General features: G+C 62.5%; 19 protein-coding genes. 8 read left to right on the forward strand and 11 right to left on the reverse strand.

Annotated elements, in window-relative coordinates; translation table 11 throughout:
* Positions 1-36: 36 nt before the first annotated feature.
* The 6 genes from EEQ99_RS01400 to EEQ99_RS01425 all read right to left on the reverse strand — a co-directional run bounded on the left by EEQ99_RS01400 (position 37) and on the right by EEQ99_RS01425 (position 5,213).
* On the reverse strand, positions 37-1,032 hold the full coding sequence (locus EEQ99_RS01400) for a 5-oxoprolinase subunit C family protein (protein WP_127429904.1): 996 nt from the start codon (positions 1,030-1,032) through the stop codon (positions 37-39).
* A complete protein-coding gene (gene pxpB, locus EEQ99_RS01405) occupies positions 1,029-1,736 on the reverse strand; it encodes a 5-oxoprolinase subunit PxpB (RefSeq protein ID WP_097542525.1) in 708 nt (235 codons plus the stop codon). The genes EEQ99_RS01400 and pxpB overlap by 4 nt, the downstream gene beginning before the upstream one ends.
* The gene (locus tag EEQ99_RS01410; protein ID WP_028758234.1) at positions 1,733-2,158 is read right to left on the reverse strand and encodes an acetyl-CoA carboxylase biotin carboxyl carrier protein; all 426 of its coding nucleotides are present in this window, start codon (positions 2,156-2,158) and stop codon (positions 1,733-1,735) included. The genes pxpB and EEQ99_RS01410 overlap by 4 nt, the downstream gene beginning before the upstream one ends.
* A complete protein-coding gene (locus tag EEQ99_RS01415) occupies positions 2,155-3,540 on the reverse strand; it encodes an acetyl-CoA carboxylase biotin carboxylase subunit (protein WP_028758235.1) in 1,386 nt (461 codons plus the stop codon). Before EEQ99_RS01415 ends, EEQ99_RS01410 begins: the two co-directional genes overlap by 4 nt.
* On the reverse strand, positions 3,540-3,971 hold the full coding sequence (locus tag EEQ99_RS01420; RefSeq protein WP_097542524.1) for an acetyl-CoA carboxylase biotin carboxyl carrier protein: 432 nt from the start codon (positions 3,969-3,971) through the stop codon (positions 3,540-3,542). Before EEQ99_RS01420 ends, EEQ99_RS01415 begins: the two co-directional genes overlap by 1 nt.
* 171 nt (positions 3,972-4,142) lie before the next feature.
* Positions 4,143-5,213 (reverse strand): LacI family DNA-binding transcriptional regulator, encoded by a 1,071-nt coding sequence (locus tag EEQ99_RS01425; RefSeq protein ID WP_127429905.1) that lies wholly within the window; start codon positions 5,211-5,213, stop codon positions 4,143-4,145.
* 222 nt (positions 5,214-5,435) lie between these two features.
* On the opposite strand from EEQ99_RS01425, the gene EEQ99_RS01430 reads away from it, so the two are divergent.
* The 7 genes from EEQ99_RS01430 (at position 5,436) to ppk2 (ending at position 13,438) form a co-directional block, all read left to right on the forward strand.
* Positions 5,436-6,389, forward strand: a complete 954-nt coding sequence (locus EEQ99_RS01430) for a sugar phosphate isomerase/epimerase family protein (protein WP_028756038.1) — start codon at positions 5,436-5,438, stop codon at positions 6,387-6,389.
* Between the two features lie 58 nt (positions 6,390-6,447).
* On the forward strand, positions 6,448-7,680 hold the full coding sequence (locus tag EEQ99_RS01435; RefSeq protein WP_028756036.1) for an ABC transporter substrate-binding protein: 1,233 nt from the start codon (positions 6,448-6,450) through the stop codon (positions 7,678-7,680).
* A gap of 102 nt (positions 7,681-7,782) precedes the next feature.
* Positions 7,783-8,670, forward strand: a complete 888-nt coding sequence (locus EEQ99_RS01440) for a carbohydrate ABC transporter permease (protein ID WP_028756035.1) — start codon at positions 7,783-7,785, stop codon at positions 8,668-8,670.
* Complete coding sequence (locus EEQ99_RS01445; protein WP_028756034.1) at positions 8,670-9,554, forward strand: carbohydrate ABC transporter permease; 885 nt, start codon at positions 8,670-8,672, stop codon at positions 9,552-9,554. Before EEQ99_RS01440 ends, EEQ99_RS01445 begins: the two co-directional genes overlap by 1 nt.
* A gap of 7 nt (positions 9,555-9,561) precedes the next feature.
* Positions 9,562-10,644: an ABC transporter ATP-binding protein gene (locus EEQ99_RS01450; RefSeq protein ID WP_028756033.1), complete on the forward strand. Its 1,083-nt coding sequence runs from the start codon at positions 9,562-9,564 to the stop codon at positions 10,642-10,644.
* A gap of 84 nt (positions 10,645-10,728) precedes the next feature.
* A complete protein-coding gene (locus tag EEQ99_RS01455) occupies positions 10,729-12,381 on the forward strand; it encodes a GMC oxidoreductase (RefSeq protein WP_028756032.1) in 1,653 nt (550 codons plus the stop codon).
* Positions 12,382-12,523: 142 nt separating this feature from the next.
* Positions 12,524-13,438, forward strand: a complete 915-nt coding sequence (ppk2, locus tag EEQ99_RS01460) for a polyphosphate kinase 2 (RefSeq protein WP_028756039.1) — start codon at positions 12,524-12,526, stop codon at positions 13,436-13,438.
* 95 nt (positions 13,439-13,533) lie between these two features.
* Here ppk2 and EEQ99_RS01465 read toward each other — a convergent pair whose 3' ends face one another.
* Positions 13,534-14,409 (reverse strand): aldo/keto reductase family oxidoreductase, encoded by an 876-nt coding sequence (locus EEQ99_RS01465; RefSeq protein ID WP_127429906.1) that lies wholly within the window; start codon positions 14,407-14,409, stop codon positions 13,534-13,536.
* Positions 14,410-14,505: 96 nt separating this feature from the next.
* On the opposite strand from EEQ99_RS01465, the gene EEQ99_RS01470 reads away from it, so the two are divergent.
* Positions 14,506-15,417 (forward strand): LysR family transcriptional regulator, encoded by a 912-nt coding sequence (locus EEQ99_RS01470; protein WP_028757537.1) that lies wholly within the window; start codon positions 14,506-14,508, stop codon positions 15,415-15,417.
* A 30-nt stretch (positions 15,418-15,447) separates the two neighbouring features.
* On the opposite strand, the gene EEQ99_RS01475 is transcribed toward EEQ99_RS01470, so the two are convergent.
* From EEQ99_RS01475 to EEQ99_RS34385, 4 genes are all read right to left on the reverse strand, one after another.
* Complete coding sequence (locus tag EEQ99_RS01475; RefSeq protein WP_028755952.1) at positions 15,448-15,927, reverse strand: pyridoxamine 5'-phosphate oxidase family protein; 480 nt, start codon at positions 15,925-15,927, stop codon at positions 15,448-15,450.
* A gap of 95 nt (positions 15,928-16,022) precedes the next feature.
* Positions 16,023-16,217, reverse strand: a complete 195-nt coding sequence (locus tag EEQ99_RS01480) for a hypothetical protein (RefSeq protein WP_028755951.1) — start codon at positions 16,215-16,217, stop codon at positions 16,023-16,025.
* 52 nt (positions 16,218-16,269) lie between these two features.
* Positions 16,270-16,506 carry a 30S ribosomal protein S21 gene (rpsU, locus tag EEQ99_RS01485; RefSeq protein WP_028755950.1) on the reverse strand — a complete coding sequence of 79 codons (237 nt, stop codon included), beginning with the start codon at positions 16,504-16,506 and terminating at the stop codon, positions 16,270-16,272.
* A 38-nt stretch (positions 16,507-16,544) separates the two neighbouring features.
* Positions 16,545-16,697: a hypothetical protein gene (locus EEQ99_RS34385; protein WP_164735882.1), complete on the reverse strand. Its 153-nt coding sequence runs from the start codon at positions 16,695-16,697 to the stop codon at positions 16,545-16,547.
* Positions 16,698-16,859 lie beyond the last annotated feature (162 nt).

The following is a 16,859-nucleotide window of genomic DNA, read 5'->3' on the forward strand; positions in this document are numbered from 1 at the left end:
GGTTCCTCCTTTTGACGGCCTTTTGGGAGACACCCATTAGGCCATCGCCTTCAGGGCGCGCTTGACCATCCGGCATGTCTGCCTGACGTCGCCGACATAGCGGGCGACTGCCTGTTCCACCGCGCGGGCCTCCGCATGCGTCGAGCGAACGAAGCGCAGGCGGGCGCCGATGCGGGCTTGGCCGAGCCGCCACAGGTCGCATTCGATCACGCCAGCGATCTTCGGATAGCCGCCGGCGGTGTTCGCATCGCTCATCTGCACGATCGGTTCGCCACCGGGCGGAAACTGGATCACGCCGGGCACGACGCCGTGGGAGCGCATCTCGATGGACGCCGTCGGCTTGATCGGTTCGCCGGACAGGCGATAGCCCGTCCGGTCGCTGCGGGAGGAAATCCTCCAGGTCTGGCTCCAGAAGGCTTCGCCATCTCCGGCGAAAAGATCATGCTCGCCGGCCGGCAGCGCGCGGATCGTCAATGCGCCGTCGACAGGTGCGGGGAAGACATCGCGCAGTGCCACGGCCGGTTCGACGACGGCGAGACCCGAGGCCGGCAGCATGGCGATCTCGGCGTCCTCGCCGACCGCGATCCGATCGCCCTTCGCCAGAGGCCGGCCGGCATTGCCACCGAAACCACCGCGCAGCGACGTGCTGCGCGAACCCATGACAACGGGAATATCCAGCCCGCCTCCGAGCGAAATATAGGCACGTGCGAGCCGCGGCGGCTGCTTCAGTTCGAGAACCTCTCCGGGCTCTGCCGTATAGGCGCACCAGGCAAGCAGTTCCGATCCGTTGAGATGAGGATTGCCGTCGGCGCCGGTCACGGCAAAGACCACACGCTGCTCGAAACGCAGGCTGAACGGGAAGGTCTGCACCTCGATCACAGCCGCATTGTCGTCATTGCCGACGAGAATGTTGCCGATCCGGACCGCCAGCGGATCCATGGCGCCGCTCGCCGACACGCCGATGTCGCGATAGCCGGGGCGGCCAAGATCCTGCACCGTGTTGAACGGGCCGCTTTCCAAAATCTCGATCATAATTCGATCCTCGCCGGCAGGAAGCGCACCGTATCGCCCGGCGCCATCATGGCAGGGCTCGGCGAGGTGGGGTCGAACATCTCAAGCGTGGCAAAGCCGATGGAATTCCAGCCATTCGGACCCGTGAGCATGGCGACGCCGGTCTGCATGCCGCCGATGGTCACGCAGCCCTTCGGCATCTTCAACGAGGGAACGGTCTTTCGCGGCATGTAGATACGCGGATCGAGGCCATGCAGATAACCGAAACCGGGAGCGCTGCCCAAGGCGAAGACACGGTAGGTCGCTTCATGATGGATGCGCACGACCTCGCGGTCGCTGAGCCCCGAGAGATCGCAAAGGGCTGCAAGATCGGTCGCATGTTCGCCGCCGTAATGGACGGGGATCTCGATGGTCTTGCCGTTGAGATCGATGCTGCGCGCATTCTCCCATGCCTCCAGCAGCCGGGCGACCATCGTATCGGGAACTTCGGGCGTCTCCTTGAAGATCACCAGCAGGTTGGTCATGCCGGGAATGTTTTCCGCAAGGTCCGGCCAGCTCTTCACCGTCTGGGACAGAGCCCAGATCCGCCGCTGCGCAACGAGGTCGAAATCGCCTGGTGCCTCGAGCAGGAAGGATCTGGCGCCGATCGAGGAAACTCGCGCCCGGCTGTTGGTGGCCGGAACGATCTCACGTTGCGATGCATGTCTGTTCGTCGTGACGATCATGGCTGGAGCTCGATTTCGAACAGAGGATCACCGAAGCCGACCGGCGCGCCGGGTTCTGCGAGCAGCCTGGTCAAAACACCGGAGCGGCCGGCGCGAAGGGGAAGCAGGATATGCCCTACCCCGATGAAGCCGACGATATCCGCATCGGATACGGAGCGCGGCAGTTTTTGCGGCGCGGCGGAGTCGGCCGGATGCTCGACGCAGAAGCGGCCCGCCATCGGCGCCTTTACGACGGCGGATGCTGAGCCGGGAGCGCGTGGCGTCGCTTCGCTCGAGCTGACACGGGCGCCGCTTTTTCCGGCGACGACGATACGAAGCTGTCCGCCCGGCCGGGAGATTTCAAGGCCGTCCACGCCGGCGGCCGTCAGCGCCTCGGTGAGCAATGCGATGGTCGCCGGATCGCTGAAATCGATCGCGCTCATGCCGCCCTCCGCAGCTTCAGCCATTGTTCGAGATAGTGAATGTCGGTCTCACCGCGCGCGAATGCGTCGTCCTCGAATAAAACGCGCAGGAAGGGGATATTGGTGGAAATCCCTTCGACCTCGGTGCCGGCAAGCGCTTCGCGCATTCTTGCCATCGCTTCGGTCCGCGTCGGCGCATGGACGATCAGCTTGGCGATCAGCGAATCGTAATAGGGCGAAACCTTGTAGCCGGCATGAATATGCGTATCGACACGGATGCCTGGTCCCTCGGGCAAGGCCAGACGGGTGACGACACCCGCCGACGGCAGGAAGGTTTCCGGATCCTCGGCGTTGATGCGGCATTCGAAGGAATGGCCTCCGCATGTCACATCGCCTTGGATGAGATCCAGAACGTGACCCTGAGCCGCCCTGATTTGAGCCTGGACGATATCGACACCGCTCGTCATCTCGGTGACGGGATGTTCGACCTGAAGTCGGGTGTTCATCTCGATGAAATAGAAGGCGCCGTCCTCATAGAGAAATTCGAAAGTTCCGACCCCCCGGTAGCCGATCTGAAGGCAGGCCTGCACGCAGGCCATGCCGACCGGCTGGATGATGTCGGGTGCGATCCCCGGCGCCGGCGCCTCCTCAACCACTTTCTGATGGCGGCGCTGCATCGAGCAATCCCGGTGTCCGAGCCACACGGCATTGCCGTGATCGTCGCAAATGACCTGGATCTCGATGTGGCGCGGATGCTCTAAGAATTTCTCCATGTAGAGGGCGGGGGAGCCGAAGGCCTTGCGAGCCTCTTCCCGCGTCAACGCGATTGCTTCATGCAACATATCGGCCTTTGGCACGACGCGCATGCCGCGTCCGCCGCCACCGCCGGCTGCCTTGATGATAACGGGATATCCGATCTCCAGCGCTGTGCGCTCGATGGTGGCAGGGTCGTCGGGCAGCGCCGTGTCCGGGCCGGGAACGCAGGGTACGCCGGCCGCCATCATCGCCCGCTTTGCCGAGATCTTATCGCCCATGATCGCAATCGATGACGCGGTCGGACCGATGAAAATCAGCCCGGCCTTGTCGACGGCGTCGGCGAAGGCGGCGTTTTCCGACAGAAAACCGTAACCCGGATGGATGGCGCCCGCACCGGCAAGACGCGCCGCCAGAAGGATGGCGTCCTGATTGAGATAGCTCTTGGCGGCGCTCGACGGGCCGATGCAGAGAAAGCTGTCGGCGGTACTGCCGTAAGGCGCTTGCCTATCCGCCTCGGAACAGATGGCGACCGTCTTGAGGCCGAGCTCGCGGCAGGCGCGCTGGATCCGGGCGGCGATCTCGCCGCGATTGGCGATCAGAACGGTATCGAAGCGGCCGGCCGCAGATTGTTCAGGCGTTTCCGGCATCAGCCAATCTCCGCGAGCAGGTCGCCGGTCTCGACCTCGCCATTGTCGATATGGGTTAGGTGCGTGATGCGCCCGGACCGCGGCGCGGCGATCGTGTTGAAGACCTTCATCGCTTCGATGATGAAGAGCGTCTGCCCCTCCTCCACCGCGTCACCGATCGCGACAAATGGCGGCTCCCCGGGCGCCGGGGCCTTGTGCAGAACGCCGAAGACGGGCGCCTTTACCGCATAGGAGGTTTTCTTGACGCTCGAAGGCGCTTGGGAGACGGGATTTGTCGTCGATTCCGGCTCCTTCGAGGGCTCGGCAACAGCCTCCTGACCCGGCGACGTGCGGAAAATCCGCACCGTCACGTCCTTTTCAGTCACGGTCAGCTCGCTAATGTTCGATCGTCCGACAAAGTCGATCAGCGTCTTGATCTTCGAGAGGTCCATGTGCGTGCTCGGAATTTCAGAATTCCACCGCGCGGACCTGACATCGCAAGTCGCTCGGTGTTGTGATTTTTCGTAGCACGACGTGCAGACTGATGGGGTCAGACGAAGTTTTGATGGAGTGCAATCAGCGCCCGATAGGGCATCTCGCCAGCGAGGCCGGTTTCGTCATCATCAGCTCTTCGGGGCGGCGACGCTCTCCCGCAGGATAAGCCTGCTGCGGATGACGGTGCGGACCTCCGCCGTCTTTTGCCGCTGGTCAATGGCGTCGAGCAGCAGATCGACCGCCGCGCGTCCCATCTCTTCCACCGGCTGCTCGATCGTCGAGAGCGGCGGTGAGGAGAATTCGCAGACGGGCGAGCCCTCGAAGGAGACGACGGACAGATCATCGGGAATGCGCAAGCCCCCCCGCTGGATGCAGCTGACAAATGAGATGGCCATGTCGTCGCTGGTGGCGATCACCGCTGTCGGCTTCTCGGTCAGTTGCGCGAAATCGTCCGCTGCCTGCACTCCAATATCGAAGCCGTGTTGATAATCAAGATGACCACCCGAGCGGCGCACCAGCTCGTCGGACAGGCCAGCCGCCTCGAGCGCCTCGAGCACGCCGGCATAACGCTCGACATCGTGATAATTGCCTTCAGGCCCGGCGAGATAGAAGAACCGTCGATGGCCCAGCCGGATCAGTTCGGCCGTGACGTCGCGCACTGCCTCGCGGTCGTTGGTGACCACGCTCTGCAGGCCGGCATCGCTCATGTCGAGCAGCATCGACACGATCGGCAGGCCGGAATTCGCCAGCGAACGCCCGTCCACCTCTGGAAGCTTCGACGACAGGATGATGGCGCCGCGCACGCTGCCGCCGAATGCCAGGTCGAGAATATGCCGTTCGGAAATCTCGTCGCGATCGAGGTTGGCGATCATCAGGTTATAGCCGCCCTGGATCAGCGACTTGTTGATGCTCTGCAGCACCTGCGGAATGATCTGCGAGACGCCGTAATAGAGCGATCCCGGCAGGATGATCATGATGATGTTGGATTTGCCGACCCTGAGGCCGCGCGCCATCGCATTCGGGGTGTAGCCGAGTTGCCTGGCTGCGGCATTGATCTTGGCGCGCGTCTTCTCGTTGACCCGTCCGGGATTGGCGAGCGCCCGGCTGACCGTCGATATCGCCACACCGGCGAGCCTGGCAACATCGGCCATCAAAGCGCCCGATGGTTCCTCTCCGGCCACATCCTTGTTTTTGTTCATGTTTATTTCATTCTCCCGGATGCTTCGATTTGCAACTCTAGGACAGGCGACGGTTTTTAGCAAACGTTTGCCAAAAACCGCTTGCTTAAAAAACCGGCTTGGCTATTATCTAGTCATGGCAAACGATTGCCATTTCTTAATGCGTTGAAAATCCATGGCTTATTGGATGCGGAACTCTCCTTCCGCACGCGGGTAGGTCATGCCTCGAGAAATGGATAGGTTATGGCTTCTGGCGATAGGCTGCGCTTCGGCGTCGATCTCGTGACATTCTTCCATCCCGGCTTCTGGGGCGTCGACAGCCACGATGCGATCGTCGACCATGCACGCGCCGAGCCGCGGGCCTTCTGGGACAAGATCCTCGACAGTGTCCAGGCCTCCGGCGTTACCGGCGTCGAGCTGACCTTTTCTCCCTTCAACTGGCAGGACGCGATCAAGACCTATGGTTCCGTCGATGCTTTCGCAGCCGAGCTGTCAACACGCGGTCTGACGCTGTGCAGCGGTTTCTTTGCGGAACTTGAGGCGGCCGGCGACTTCGCCGAGCCCGCGGCCCAGCGCGCGCTGATCGACAAGGCGGAACGCTATGCCGACTTCCTGAAAGCCTGCGGCAGCGACATCATGGTGATCGGCGCGCCCTTACGCCAGACGCTCGGCGCCCAGCCGGTGCAGTTCCATGATTTCGACCGCGCCAAGGTGATCGCCGATTTTCTGAACCGGCTCGGCGCGACCCTCCATGCCAGGGGCGTACGGCTGGCGCTGCACACCGAGGCGCACTCGATCTTTGCCGCCGCGCGCGACGTCGATCTGATGATGCTTTTGACCGACCCGGCCTATGTGCACATGTGTCCGGACACCGCCCACATCATCGTTGCCGGCTCCGATCCCGTCCAACTCGTCGATCGCCATCACGAGCGCATGATCATCGCCCACTGGAAGGATGCGATCGGCCCGATGCCCGCCGACACGCCGATCGACAAGCATATCCATGAACGCCACCAGCCCTATTTCTGCAGCTTCGGCCTCGGACGGGTCGACTGGCCGGCCTGGATCCGGCTGCTGCGCGACCGGGCCTATGAAGGCTGGGCGATCCTCGAACTCGATGCCGCGCCGGATCCCGTCCGCGACATCGCCAACGGGCTCACGCTCGTCCGGCAGGCGCTCCTGCCGATCTATCGCTGACAACAATTCCGACGACAACAAACGCCCCGCAAAGAGGGCATTTTCAAGAGGTGGAACTATGAAGACCATGATGAAGCTTTTTCTTGCCGGCGTGGCATTCGCCGGTCTCATGACCTCGGCGCATGCCGAGGACAAGCCGACGATCGAGATCATGTCGTCCTGGACGTCGGGCGGCGAAGCGGCGGCCCTCAACGTCATCAAGACCGAGTTCGAAAAACGCGGCGGCGTCTGGAAGGATTCCTCGATCGCCGGCTTCGGCGCCGCCGATGCCGCCTTCCAGAACCGCATCGTCGCCGGTGACGCGCCCGGCGCCAAGCAGGGCGTCATCGGGCTGGCTGCCGCCGATTTCATCAACCAGGGCCTGTTCAATCCGATCGACGACGTGGCCGCCGGCGGCAAATGGGCCGACGCCCTGCCGAAATCGATCCATGATCTCATCTCCTATGACGGCAAGGTCTACCTTGCGCCGACCGGTGCCCATGGCGAAAGCTGGCTCTTTTATTCCAAGGAAGCCTTCGGCAAGGCCGGCATCGCGCAAGAGCCCAAGACTTGGGACGAGCTCTTTGCCGATCTCGACAAGCTGAAGGCTGCCGGTATGGTTCCGGTCGCCTGGGGCGGCCAGCCCTGGCAGCAGACCAAGGTCTTCAACATGATCCTGCTCTCGCAGGTCGGCATCGACGGATTCCTGAAGATCTATGTCGACAAGGACAAGAGCCCGGCATCGGTCGAGGGCGTGAAAAAGACACTTGCAGTCCTCGGTAAGCTGCGCGGCTATGTCGACGCGGGTGCCGCCGGCCGCAACTGGAACGATGCGACCGCCATGCTGATCACCGCCAAAGCCGGCGTGCAGTTCATGGGCGACTGGGCCAAAGGCGAATTCACCGTCGCCGGCAAGGAGCCGGGCAAGGACTACGGCTGCATGATCGTTCCGGAGTCGAAGGGCATGGTCTACATCGCCGACGCCCTCTGGTTCCCCAAAACAGGCAAGGCCGAAACCGACAAGGCCCAGAAACTGCTCGCCGAAGTCGTCATGGACCCGACCATCCAGGTCGAATTTGCTCTCAAGAAGGGCTCGGTTCCGATGCGCGCCGACGTCGACAAGTCGAAGCTGGACGCCTGCGCCCAGAAGGGCGTCGAGCTGATGAGCGCCGGCGCCATCGTGCCGGATCAGGCGATCGTGCTGACGCCCCAGCAGGTCGGTGCGCTCGACGATTTCGTCGACGAATATTGGAGCGGCGGCTCGAACGATGCAGGCGCTGCGGCCGAAAACTTCTTCGCCATCTTCGAGTAGGATAGTGACTGTGGCGTCGGTCTGACCCGACGCCACAGCTGCCGGGCGCCGCCTCGCGCGGCGGCGCCAGCCCTGCTTTCCATTCCGTCAACGAGCTGGCCGATGTCCGTCAAACGCAAGCCCAATCTTTCCGCCACCATCGCGCTGCTGCCGACATGGTTCGTTGCGGTCGTGGTCTTCATCGGCACCATGGCCTGGTCGATCCGGCTGTCCTTTACCAATTCGACGCTCTTTCCGTCCTCGAGCTATGTCGGCTTCGCCCAATATTCGAAGCTCTTCTCTTCCGCCAAATGGCTGGCATCGCTGCAAAACGTGTTGATCTTCGGCGTCCTTTACGTCGCAGGCTGTCTGCTGCTCGGCTTCCTGCTGGCCGCAGCACTGGACCGCAAGATCCGTTTCGAAAGCGCCTTCAGGACCATATTCCTCTATCCCTACGCCATGTCCTTCGTGGTGACGGGACTGATCTGGCAATGGATGCTCAATCCGACGCTCGGCATCCAGGCAAGCGTGCGCTCGCTCGGCTGGGAAAGCTTCGTCCTCGACTGGGTGGTCAACCGCGACATGGCGATCTATGCGCTGGTGCTTGCCGGCGTCTGGCAGGGCGCGGGGCTGGTCATGGTCATTGCGCTCGCCGGCATGCGCGGCATCGAGGCCGAGCAGTGGAAGGCGGCGCGGATCGACGGCATTCCCGTCTGGCGGATCTATGTCTCGATCATCCTGCCGCAGCTCGGGCCGGCGCTGGCCGCCGCCGGCATGCTGCTCGCCATGGGCGTGATCAAGACCTATGACATAGTCGTCGCCATGACCAATGGCGGCCCCGGCAATGCGACCGAGGTGCCTGCGAAATTCATCATGGACAATCTGTTCGGACGCCAGAACCTCGGCCTCGCCACAGCCGGCGCGACGGTGCTTGTCCTCGGCGTGATCATCGCCGTCGCCCCATTCCGCTACATCATGCACATGCGCGACAAAGCGAAGGGAGCCGCGTGATGGCCGATCCTCATCCGAACGGGCCGAAACCGGCACGGATCACCGCCGGGCGCATCGGCCTCTATGCCTTCCTCGTCGTCGCCGCACTGTTCTTCCTTCTGCCGCTCTATACCATGGTCGTCACCTCCTTGAAGTCCATGGACGAAATCCGGCTCGGGCAGATCTTTTCCCTGCCGGCGACGCTCGATTTCTCTGCCTGGATGACCGCCTGGTCGGGCGCCTGCATGGGAACCGTCTGCGTCGGCATTCGCAGCGGCTTCTGGAATTCGGTGGCGATCACCCTTCCCTCGGTCGCGCTCTCGGTCTTCATCGGCGCCGTCAACGGTTATGCGCTGTCGCTTTGGCGGCCGCGCGGGGCAAACCTGCTCTTCGGTCTGCTGATGGCCGGCGGCCTCATCCCCTACCAGATCTTCCTCTATCCGATGGTCCGGGCGATGGCGAATATCGATCTCTACAATTCGCTGGCGGGTATCATCCTCGTGCATGTCATCTTCGGCCTGCCGTTGGTGACGCTGCTCTTCCGCAACTATTTCGTCAGCGTGCCGGAAGAGCTCTGCAAGGCGGCGCGCGTCGACGGCGCGGGCTTCTGGCGCATCTTTTTCGAGATCATGCTGCCGATTGCCGTACCGATGGTCGTCGTGGTCTCCATGCTGCAGTTCACCGGCATCTGGAACGACTTCCTGCTCGGTCTCGTCTTTGCCGGGCGCGACAACCTGCCGATGACCGTGCAGCTCAACAATATCGTCAACACCACGATGGGCGAGCGCACCTACAACGTGAACATGGCGGCGACCATCCTCACCGCCATTGTTCCGCTCGCCATCTATTTCCTGTCCGGCCGCTGGTTCGTGCGCGGCATCGCGGCCGGCGCCGTCAAGGGGTAACGCTTCCATGCAATCTGCCGTCTCCGTCAAGGATCTGAAGATCGCCTATGGCGACCATACGGTGATCGAGAAGATGTCGATCGACATCGCGCCACGAGAGTTCCTGGTGCTGCTCGGCCCTTCCGGCTGCGGCAAGTCCACGCTTCTGAACGCCATTGCCGGCCTTCAGGAGATTACATCAGGTGAGGTCTGGATCTCCGGCAAGAACGTCAGCTGGGAGGAGCCGAAGGATCGCGGCATCGGCATGGTCTTCCAGTCCTACGCGCTCTATCCCCGCATGTCGGTGCGCAAAAACCTCTCCTTCGGACTTCGCGTCGCCGGCCTGCCGAAATCCGAGATCGAGGCGCGTGTTGCCCGCACCGCCGCCCTTCTCCACCTCGACAAGCTGCTCGACCGGCGCCCGGCCGCGCTTTCGGGCGGCCAGCGCCAGCGCGTCGCCATCGGCCGGGCGCTGGTGCGCGAAGTCGATGTTTTCCTGTTCGACGAACCGCTGTCGAACCTCGACGCCAAACTGCGCAACGAATTGCGCGTCGAAATCAAGAAGCTGCATCAGCGCCTCGGCAATACGATGATCTATGTCACCCATGACCAGGTCGAGGCCCTGACGCTTGCCGACCGCATCGCCATCATGCGCGATGGCGTGATCCAGCAGCTCGCCTCCCCGGCCGAGATCTACCGCCGCCCGGCCAATCTGTTCGTTGCCGGTTTCATCGGCGCTCCGGCGATGAATTTTATCGAGGGCCGGATCGAGCGCAGCGTCGGGGCGCCGGTCTTCCGGGGTAACGGGCTGACCATCGATCTTTCCGGTTATTCTTTCCGTGCCGTTGCGGCGGACGGCCCGGCTACACTCGGCTTTCGCCCGGAACACCTTGTGCTCGATGGGTTCACCAGTGGCCTGCCCACCATTCCCGGCCGCGTTTCTGTGGTCGAGCCGATGGGCCCGGATGCTGTTGTCTGGTTCGACTGGGCAGACCAAAGCCTCTCGCTCCGGCTGATGGGCGACGTGACCCTTGAGCCCGGTGATGCTCTGGCTCCCGGGCTCGATATCGCCAAGGCGTCCCTCTTCGGCGCCGATGGATCGCGGCTGTGATGTGCCGTCCCTTTGTTTTCCCGCAATTCCGGGCGCGTTTCGCGCCGTTTTGAGGATTGCCTCCAGGACAGGATTTGAAAAGACATGGCTGAGATCGTCTATGATGCGCTGGTGATCGGCTCCGGCGCCGCGGGTTCATTTGCGGTCAAAGAACTGACGGCCCAAGGACTGTCGGTGCTGCTGCTCGAGGCCGGTCCCGCCGTCGGGCCGAAGGATTTCGATCCCGCCCGCAAGAAGGCGCCGGCAAGCAGCATCAATATCTGGGAGCGCGCGCGCGCCACTCTCAAGGGCCAGCCGATCCAGGCGCGTGCGGCGTTTTTCACCGAGCGTTTCAGCCATTTCTTCGTCAACGACCGCAAGAACCCCTATACGACGCCGAAGGGCGCGCCCTTCCTGTGGATCCGCGGCCGCCAGGGCGGCGGGCGCCTCCACAGTTTCGGCCGGGTGCTGCTGCGCTGGACCGACGACGATTTCAAGCTCCGCTCGCGCACGGGAAAGGGCATCGACTGGCCGGTCTCCTATGAAGAGCTGACGCCTTTCTACGACGAGGTTGAGGGCTATCTCGGGCTCTACGGCAACAAGGACAATGTGGCGACACTGCCGGACGGCGTCTATGCGAAGCCGGCCAGCCTGACGCCGGCCGAACAGACCTTTAAGCAGGCGGTGGAAAGCCGCTGGCCGGAGCGGAACGTCGTCTCCTGGCGTTATATCGCGCCCGATGCCGACCGCATGCCGCGACCGCTGCGCGAAGCAAAGGCGACCGGCCAGCTGAGCGTCCGCTACGACGCCGTCGTTCGTCGCATCACCACGGATGAGAAGACGGGCCGCGCCACCGGCGCGGAGTTCATCGATCGCAATACGGGCGAAGTATCGACCGCGCGGGCTGCGATGGTTGTGCTTTCGGCCTCGCCGATAGAGAGCGTGCGATTGCTGTTGAATTCGGCTTCGGCGAAACATCCGGGCGGGCTTGGCAACGGTTCGGGCGCCCTCGGCCGCTATTTCATGGATCAGCTTCCGTGTCTCGCGTTCGGCTCCTTTTCGAAGGCCAAGGGTTGGGCGACGGACGAGTCCGCGCCGACCGACCCGTTCTACAATCCGTCGGGCGGGATCTTCATTCCCCGCTTCGGCGAGGGCGACGCCGCCCGCGGCGATTTCGACTACCAGGGAAGCGTCGGCCGGGCGCCGGTCTCCGCGGACGCAGATGCGCGTCTCGCCTTCTTTGGTTTCGGCCGAATGCTGCCCTATGCCGACAATCGCATCACGCTCGACGCCAAGCGCAGGGATGCCTGGAACATTCCCGTGCCGCATATCCGCTGCGTCATGCAGGAGGAGGAGCAGGCGCTGCTCAAAAGGCAGGAAGAAACGCTGATTGCCATGATCAAGGAGGTCGGCGGCGACCTCGAATTCATTGGTTCGCCCACCGGCCTCAAGGAGATGGGCAAAGGCGCCTTTCCCGAAGCCGATGCCTTCAGCCGTTTCATGTTCCGCACATGGTTCCGCAAGACCATGTGCATGGGCGCGGCCATTCATGAGACGGGCGGCGCGCGCATGGGCGAAACCCCGGAGGCTTCGGTGCTCAATCCCTACAACCAGGTGTGGGATGCGCCGAACCTGATCGTCACCGATGCCAGCGCCTTTCCCGGCAGCGGCATCGCCGGCACGACGCTCACCGTCATGGCCCTGACGATCCGCGCCTGCCGGAACCTTGTCGACCAGTACCGAGCAGGGCAGCTGTAGACGCACTGATCCCACTCGGCACCTGTTTCTGTCGAGTGCGTGGAACGAGAGAGGCAAGTAGCCGTTTTGGTCTTCGCGAAGTGGTCGTCACACAAACTTCGCACTGACATGCTCCTGTCAAAAGAAGCAAAAGGAAAAGGCCATGTCGCAATCACATCAGGACCAGCTCAACCGGATCAAGGCCGAAATCGCCGACAGCTTCGATGAGGAGCTGGAAATGCAGATGGAGGAAGACCGGCTGGACGATCTGGTCGCCAAAGGAATGTCGGAACCGGCGGAGCAGACGCTCGAGCGAAAGATCTACTTCCGGGAGCTTTTCCGGCTTCAGCATGAACTGGTGCGGCTGCAGGACTGGGTTCAGCATAAGAAGCTGAAAGTGGTGGTACTGTTTGAAGGTCGGGATTCGGCCGGCAAGGGAGGCGCGATCAAGCGCGTGACCCAGCGGCTTAATCCTCGCGTATGCCGGACGGTCGCGCTGCCCGCCCCGACCGAGCGGGAGCGGCATCAATGGTATTTCCAGCGTTATGTCCCGCATCTTCCGACAGCCGGTGAAATGGTGCTCTTCGACCGAAGCTGGTACAATCGCGCCGGTGTCGAGCGCGTCATGGGGTTCTGCACCCCTGATGAACTCGAGGAATTCTTCCGCTCGGTGCCTGAATTCGAGCGGATGCTGGTCCGTTCCGGGATCGTGCTGATCAAGTACTGGTTTTCGATCACCGACGAAGAGCAGGAATTCCGCTTCAAGATGCGCATCCACGATCCGCTGAAGCAGTGGAAGCTCTCGCCGATGGATATGGAGAGCCGTGTCCATTGGGAGGAATATACCAAGGCCAAGGAAGAGATGCTGGCGCGCACGCACACCAAGGATGCACCCTGGTGGGTGGTGCAGGCCGTGGATAAGAAACGGGCGCGGTTGAACTGCATCGCCCATCTTCTCGAGCAGATCCCTTACGAGGATGTTCCGAAACCGGAGATCCAGTTGCCGGACCGCATCCGTCACGCCGATTACAATAGGGCGCCGGTTCCGGCTGAAATGCTCGTGCCGGAGCGCTATTGAAGTGGGACCGCAATCGGCGGCCCAGAATTGTGCCGCTACGCCATGCAATAGCGTGGCGTAGCGATCGGGGATCAGCTGCGATCTTGCGATAACCGTCAGGCGGCGATATCAGCCATGCGGCTCAATTCCCAGACGGCGTCATCCGGCAGTGCGAGGCTGGCGGTGGCGAGGTTCTCCCTGAGATGGCCGACGGACGAGGTGCCCGGGATCAGCAGGATGTTTTCCGCGCGACGCAGCAGCCAGGCGAGCGCCACCTGCATGGGCGTGGCATCAAGGCGGGCGGCGACATCGGACAGGGTGGACGACTGCAGCGGGGTGAACCCGCCGAGCGGGAAGAACGGCACGTAGGCGGTGCCTTCGCGGGCGAGATCGTCGATCAGCTCGTCGTCGGCCCGATACGCCAGATTGTATTGGTTCTGCACGCAGACGATCTCGGTGATCCGGCGGCCCTCGGCGATCTGCCTCGATGTGGCGTTGCTCAGCCCGACGTGACGAACCAGACCTTGCCGCTGCAGGTCGGCGAGGACCGTCAGCGGTGCTTCGATCGACCCTTCGGCTGGGCCGTGCACGTCGAACATGATCCTGAGATTGACGACATCAAGCACATCGAGGCCGAGATTGCGGAGATTGTCGTGGACTGCCTGCGTCAGTTCCTCCCGCGAGAAGGCCGGAATCCATGATCCGTCCGTGCCGCGGCGGGCGCCGATCTTGGTGACGATGACGAGATCGTCGCGATAGGGATGGAGCGCTTCACGGATGATCTGGTTGGTGACGTGCGGGCCATAGAAGTCGCTGGTGTCGATGTGATTGACGCCGCTTTCCACCGCCTCGCGCAGCACGGCCAGGGCCGCGCCATGATTCCTGGGCGGGCCGAACACGCCGGGGCCGGCAAGCTGCATGGCGCCGTAGCCGAGCCGCTTCACGCTGCGACCGCCGAGATTGAAACTGCCGGCCTGATCGATAATGGACATGGTCTCACTCCATTCAAGAGATGACACCAAGATAGGCGCTGTCGACGCGTGGGATAATCAGGTACAAACCGCACGGGTTGTGCGGAGTGGCGAACAATGAAAGTCGACCTGGGTGATCTGAATGCGTTCGTTGCCGTGGCGCGGGCCGGCGGTTTTCGCGAGGGCGCGCGCGCCAGCGGCGGCAGCGCCTCCTTCCTCAGCGAAGCGGTGCGACGCCTGGAGGCCGAGCTCGGTGTTCGGCTGCTCAACCGCACGACGCGCAGCGTCGTCCCCACCGAAGCGGGCAAGGGTCTATTGGATCGGCTGGGCCCTGCCTTGAGCGAGGTGGAGTCTGCCCTCGACGTGGTCAACGGATTTCGGGACAGGCCGGCTGGTGCGTTGCGCCTCAACGTGCCGGTCAGCGCGGCGCGGCTGGTGCTGCCGGCCATCATTCCACCGTTCCTCGCCGCCTATCCCGACATTCGGCTGGAAGTCGTTGCAGAGGAGAGCTTCGTCGACGTGCTGGCTGCCGGCTGCGATGCAGGCATCCGTTATGACGAGCGGCTGGAGCAGGATATGATCGCAGTGCCGATCGGGCCACGCATCCAGCGTTTTGCCACTGCGGCTTCGCCCGACTACCTCGATCGCCGTGGCCGGCCGCAACACCCTCGCGAGTTGCTCGGCCATGCCTGTCTGCTGGGTCGTTTTGCCAGCGGTGCGCTGACGTCCCCATGGGAATTCGAGCGAGACGACGAGGTGGTACGGGTCGAACCGACCGGACCATTGATCGTGAGGGTCGGCGGGGCAATGGATCTTGCCGTCGACGCCGCAATATCGGGCACGGGGATCATCTCCGTTTTCGAGGACTGGCTGCGCCCGCATCTTGACAGCGGTGCGCTCGAACCCATCCTCGAACCGTGGTGGCAGAGCTTTTCCGGGCCGTTCCTCTATTATCCCGGTCGGCGCCTGGTGCCCGCACCGCTGCGGGCCTTCATCGACTTCGTCAAGGCATCGGCAAACCAGGCCTAAGGCCCGTCGTCTGCAAAACGTATCTCAGCGTCAGAGTTTGACCTCGGCATTGTCGCCCATATCGGGTTTGCTGTTCGAGACCGCGGCGGCCGCCATCTTGATATAGCTGATGATGGTGCCCGGGCTGTCCCAATATTCTGCCGAAGAAGGGGTAATCTTGAGGATGCGGATGGAGGGGTCAGCAGGATTGTCCCACCACGCCTTTGCCGGCGTCGCCCATAATTCCCTGATCTTGTCGCGGTCGTTCTGCACTTCGGCTGTGCCTGACACGGAAACATATTTTTGTCCCTTGGTGTCGGCAAAGGCCAGGCACACATTTGGCCAGCGAACGATCTCATCGTCCTTGTGGCTGCTGACATCCGTCAGAAAATAGATCGCGTTCTCGATTTGCGCGGTATAGGCGGACATCGGGCGGGCTCTGAGATCGTCGCTGCTGCGCGTTGTCAGCATGCAAAACCCGATCTTGTCGATCAGCTCCCATACCCGCATCGCATCGTCATGCTCGGCCATCATCATCTCCATCTGTCAAGGAGACGGAGTAACCATCTGCCGCGACCGATGTTCCGCGCCGGCAGCCACGCTCTGATAGCCACTGCGCCCGCGCCTCAATGGACGCTTGGGGTTTTCATGACCATTGCGAAGTCTTCCGCGACCAGTTCGCTGACGGCGATGAGGATTTCTTCACGGGAAAAGCCCGATGTCAAAGCACTCTGGATCAGATCCTGCAGATCCGGCTCCACGACATCGCGGCAATCCTCGAGGCGTTCTTCCGAAACGGTGAGGCTATTGAGTTCGTCCATTGTCTGTTCCTTTCAGGGAATGTAACCGCCGAAACCCGGTCGGAATGGGTCGCTAACGGGCGGCCACCGCCCGTTTTGGCGCGGCGATCAGACCTTCACGCTGCATCTTCTTGCGTGCGGCCTTGCGGTGCCGGCTGATCGCCTGCGCCTTTTCCCTGACACGCCGTTCGGACGGCTTCTCATAAGCGCGCCGTTCCTTCATTTCACGAAACAGCCCTTCGCGCTGCATTTTCTTTTTCAAGACCCTGAGTGCTTGATCGACATTATTGTCTCTGACGAGTACCTGCATTTCGAGTTCTCCTTGTTTGGATGGTGCGCCAATCGCGCTCAGCCGAGCTGCTCGGCGATCAAAGCCTGCAATTCACGGCGGGTGAGCAGGCAGGGAGACGGCTTCCAAGTCTTGGCAGCGCTACGGACAGCTTCGTCATCCTCACGCGGGCTCGCCGCCGCAACGGCGGTGGCTGTATGTATGTCGTTCAAAATGAAATCCTTCGTCGGCCGTGGCCGCGTCATCGATTGTTTGTGGGATTGCGCATCACCTGGCCCTAGGCGCACCGATGCATAAAGCGCCTCAATCAGGCCAGAAGCGGGCTTCGATTTTGCTTGGATCGGGCACATCCGCAACATAGGTATCGGCGGCTG

It is taken from the genome of Rhizobium anhuiense, assembly GCF_003985145.1.
In the GTDB taxonomy this organism is placed as follows: Bacteria; Pseudomonadota; Alphaproteobacteria; order Rhizobiales; family Rhizobiaceae; genus Rhizobium; species Rhizobium anhuiense.

Excerpts from the sequence above, each read along its gene's own strand:
- EEQ99_RS01400 (WP_127429904.1), bottom strand. The coding sequence starts at position 1,032 with ATGATCGAGATTTTGGAAAGCGGCCCGTTCAACACGGTGCAGGATCTT.
- EEQ99_RS01440 (WP_028756035.1), top strand. The coding sequence starts at position 7,783 with ATGTCCGTCAAACGCAAGCCCAATCTTTCCGCCACCATCGCGCTGCTG.
- EEQ99_RS01415 (WP_028758235.1), bottom strand. The coding sequence starts at position 3,540 with ATGCCGGAAACGCCTGAACAATCTGCGGCCGGCCGCTTCGATACCGTT.
- EEQ99_RS01445 (WP_028756034.1), top strand. The coding sequence starts at position 8,670 with ATGGCCGATCCTCATCCGAACGGGCCGAAACCGGCACGGATCACCGCC.
- EEQ99_RS01465 (WP_127429906.1), bottom strand. The coding sequence starts at position 14,409 with ATGTCCATTATCGATCAGGCCGGCAGTTTCAATCTCGGCGGTCGCAGC.
- rpsU (WP_028755950.1), bottom strand. The coding sequence starts at position 16,506 with ATGCAGGTACTCGTCAGAGACAATAATGTCGATCAAGCACTCAGGGTC.
- EEQ99_RS01420 (WP_097542524.1), bottom strand. The coding sequence starts at position 3,971 with ATGGACCTCTCGAAGATCAAGACGCTGATCGACTTTGTCGGACGATCG.
- EEQ99_RS01435 (WP_028756036.1), top strand. The coding sequence starts at position 6,448 with ATGAAGACCATGATGAAGCTTTTTCTTGCCGGCGTGGCATTCGCCGGT.
- EEQ99_RS01410 (WP_028758234.1), bottom strand. The coding sequence starts at position 2,158 with ATGAGCGCGATCGATTTCAGCGATCCGGCGACCATCGCATTGCTCACC.
- EEQ99_RS01480 (WP_028755951.1), bottom strand. The coding sequence starts at position 16,217 with ATGGACGAACTCAATAGCCTCACCGTTTCGGAAGAACGCCTCGAGGAT.
- EEQ99_RS01455 (WP_028756032.1), top strand. The coding sequence starts at position 10,729 with ATGGCTGAGATCGTCTATGATGCGCTGGTGATCGGCTCCGGCGCCGCG.
- ppk2 (WP_028756039.1), top strand. The coding sequence starts at position 12,524 with ATGTCGCAATCACATCAGGACCAGCTCAACCGGATCAAGGCCGAAATC.
- EEQ99_RS01450 (WP_028756033.1), top strand. The coding sequence starts at position 9,562 with ATGCAATCTGCCGTCTCCGTCAAGGATCTGAAGATCGCCTATGGCGAC.
- EEQ99_RS01430 (WP_028756038.1), top strand. The coding sequence starts at position 5,436 with ATGGCTTCTGGCGATAGGCTGCGCTTCGGCGTCGATCTCGTGACATTC.
- EEQ99_RS01475 (WP_028755952.1), bottom strand. The coding sequence starts at position 15,927 with ATGGCCGAGCATGACGATGCGATGCGGGTATGGGAGCTGATCGACAAG.
- EEQ99_RS01425 (WP_127429905.1), bottom strand. The coding sequence starts at position 5,213 with ATGAACAAAAACAAGGATGTGGCCGGAGAGGAACCATCGGGCGCTTTG.
- EEQ99_RS01470 (WP_028757537.1), top strand. The coding sequence starts at position 14,506 with ATGAAAGTCGACCTGGGTGATCTGAATGCGTTCGTTGCCGTGGCGCGG.
- pxpB (WP_097542525.1), bottom strand. The coding sequence starts at position 1,736 with ATGATCGTCACGACGAACAGACATGCATCGCAACGTGAGATCGTTCCG.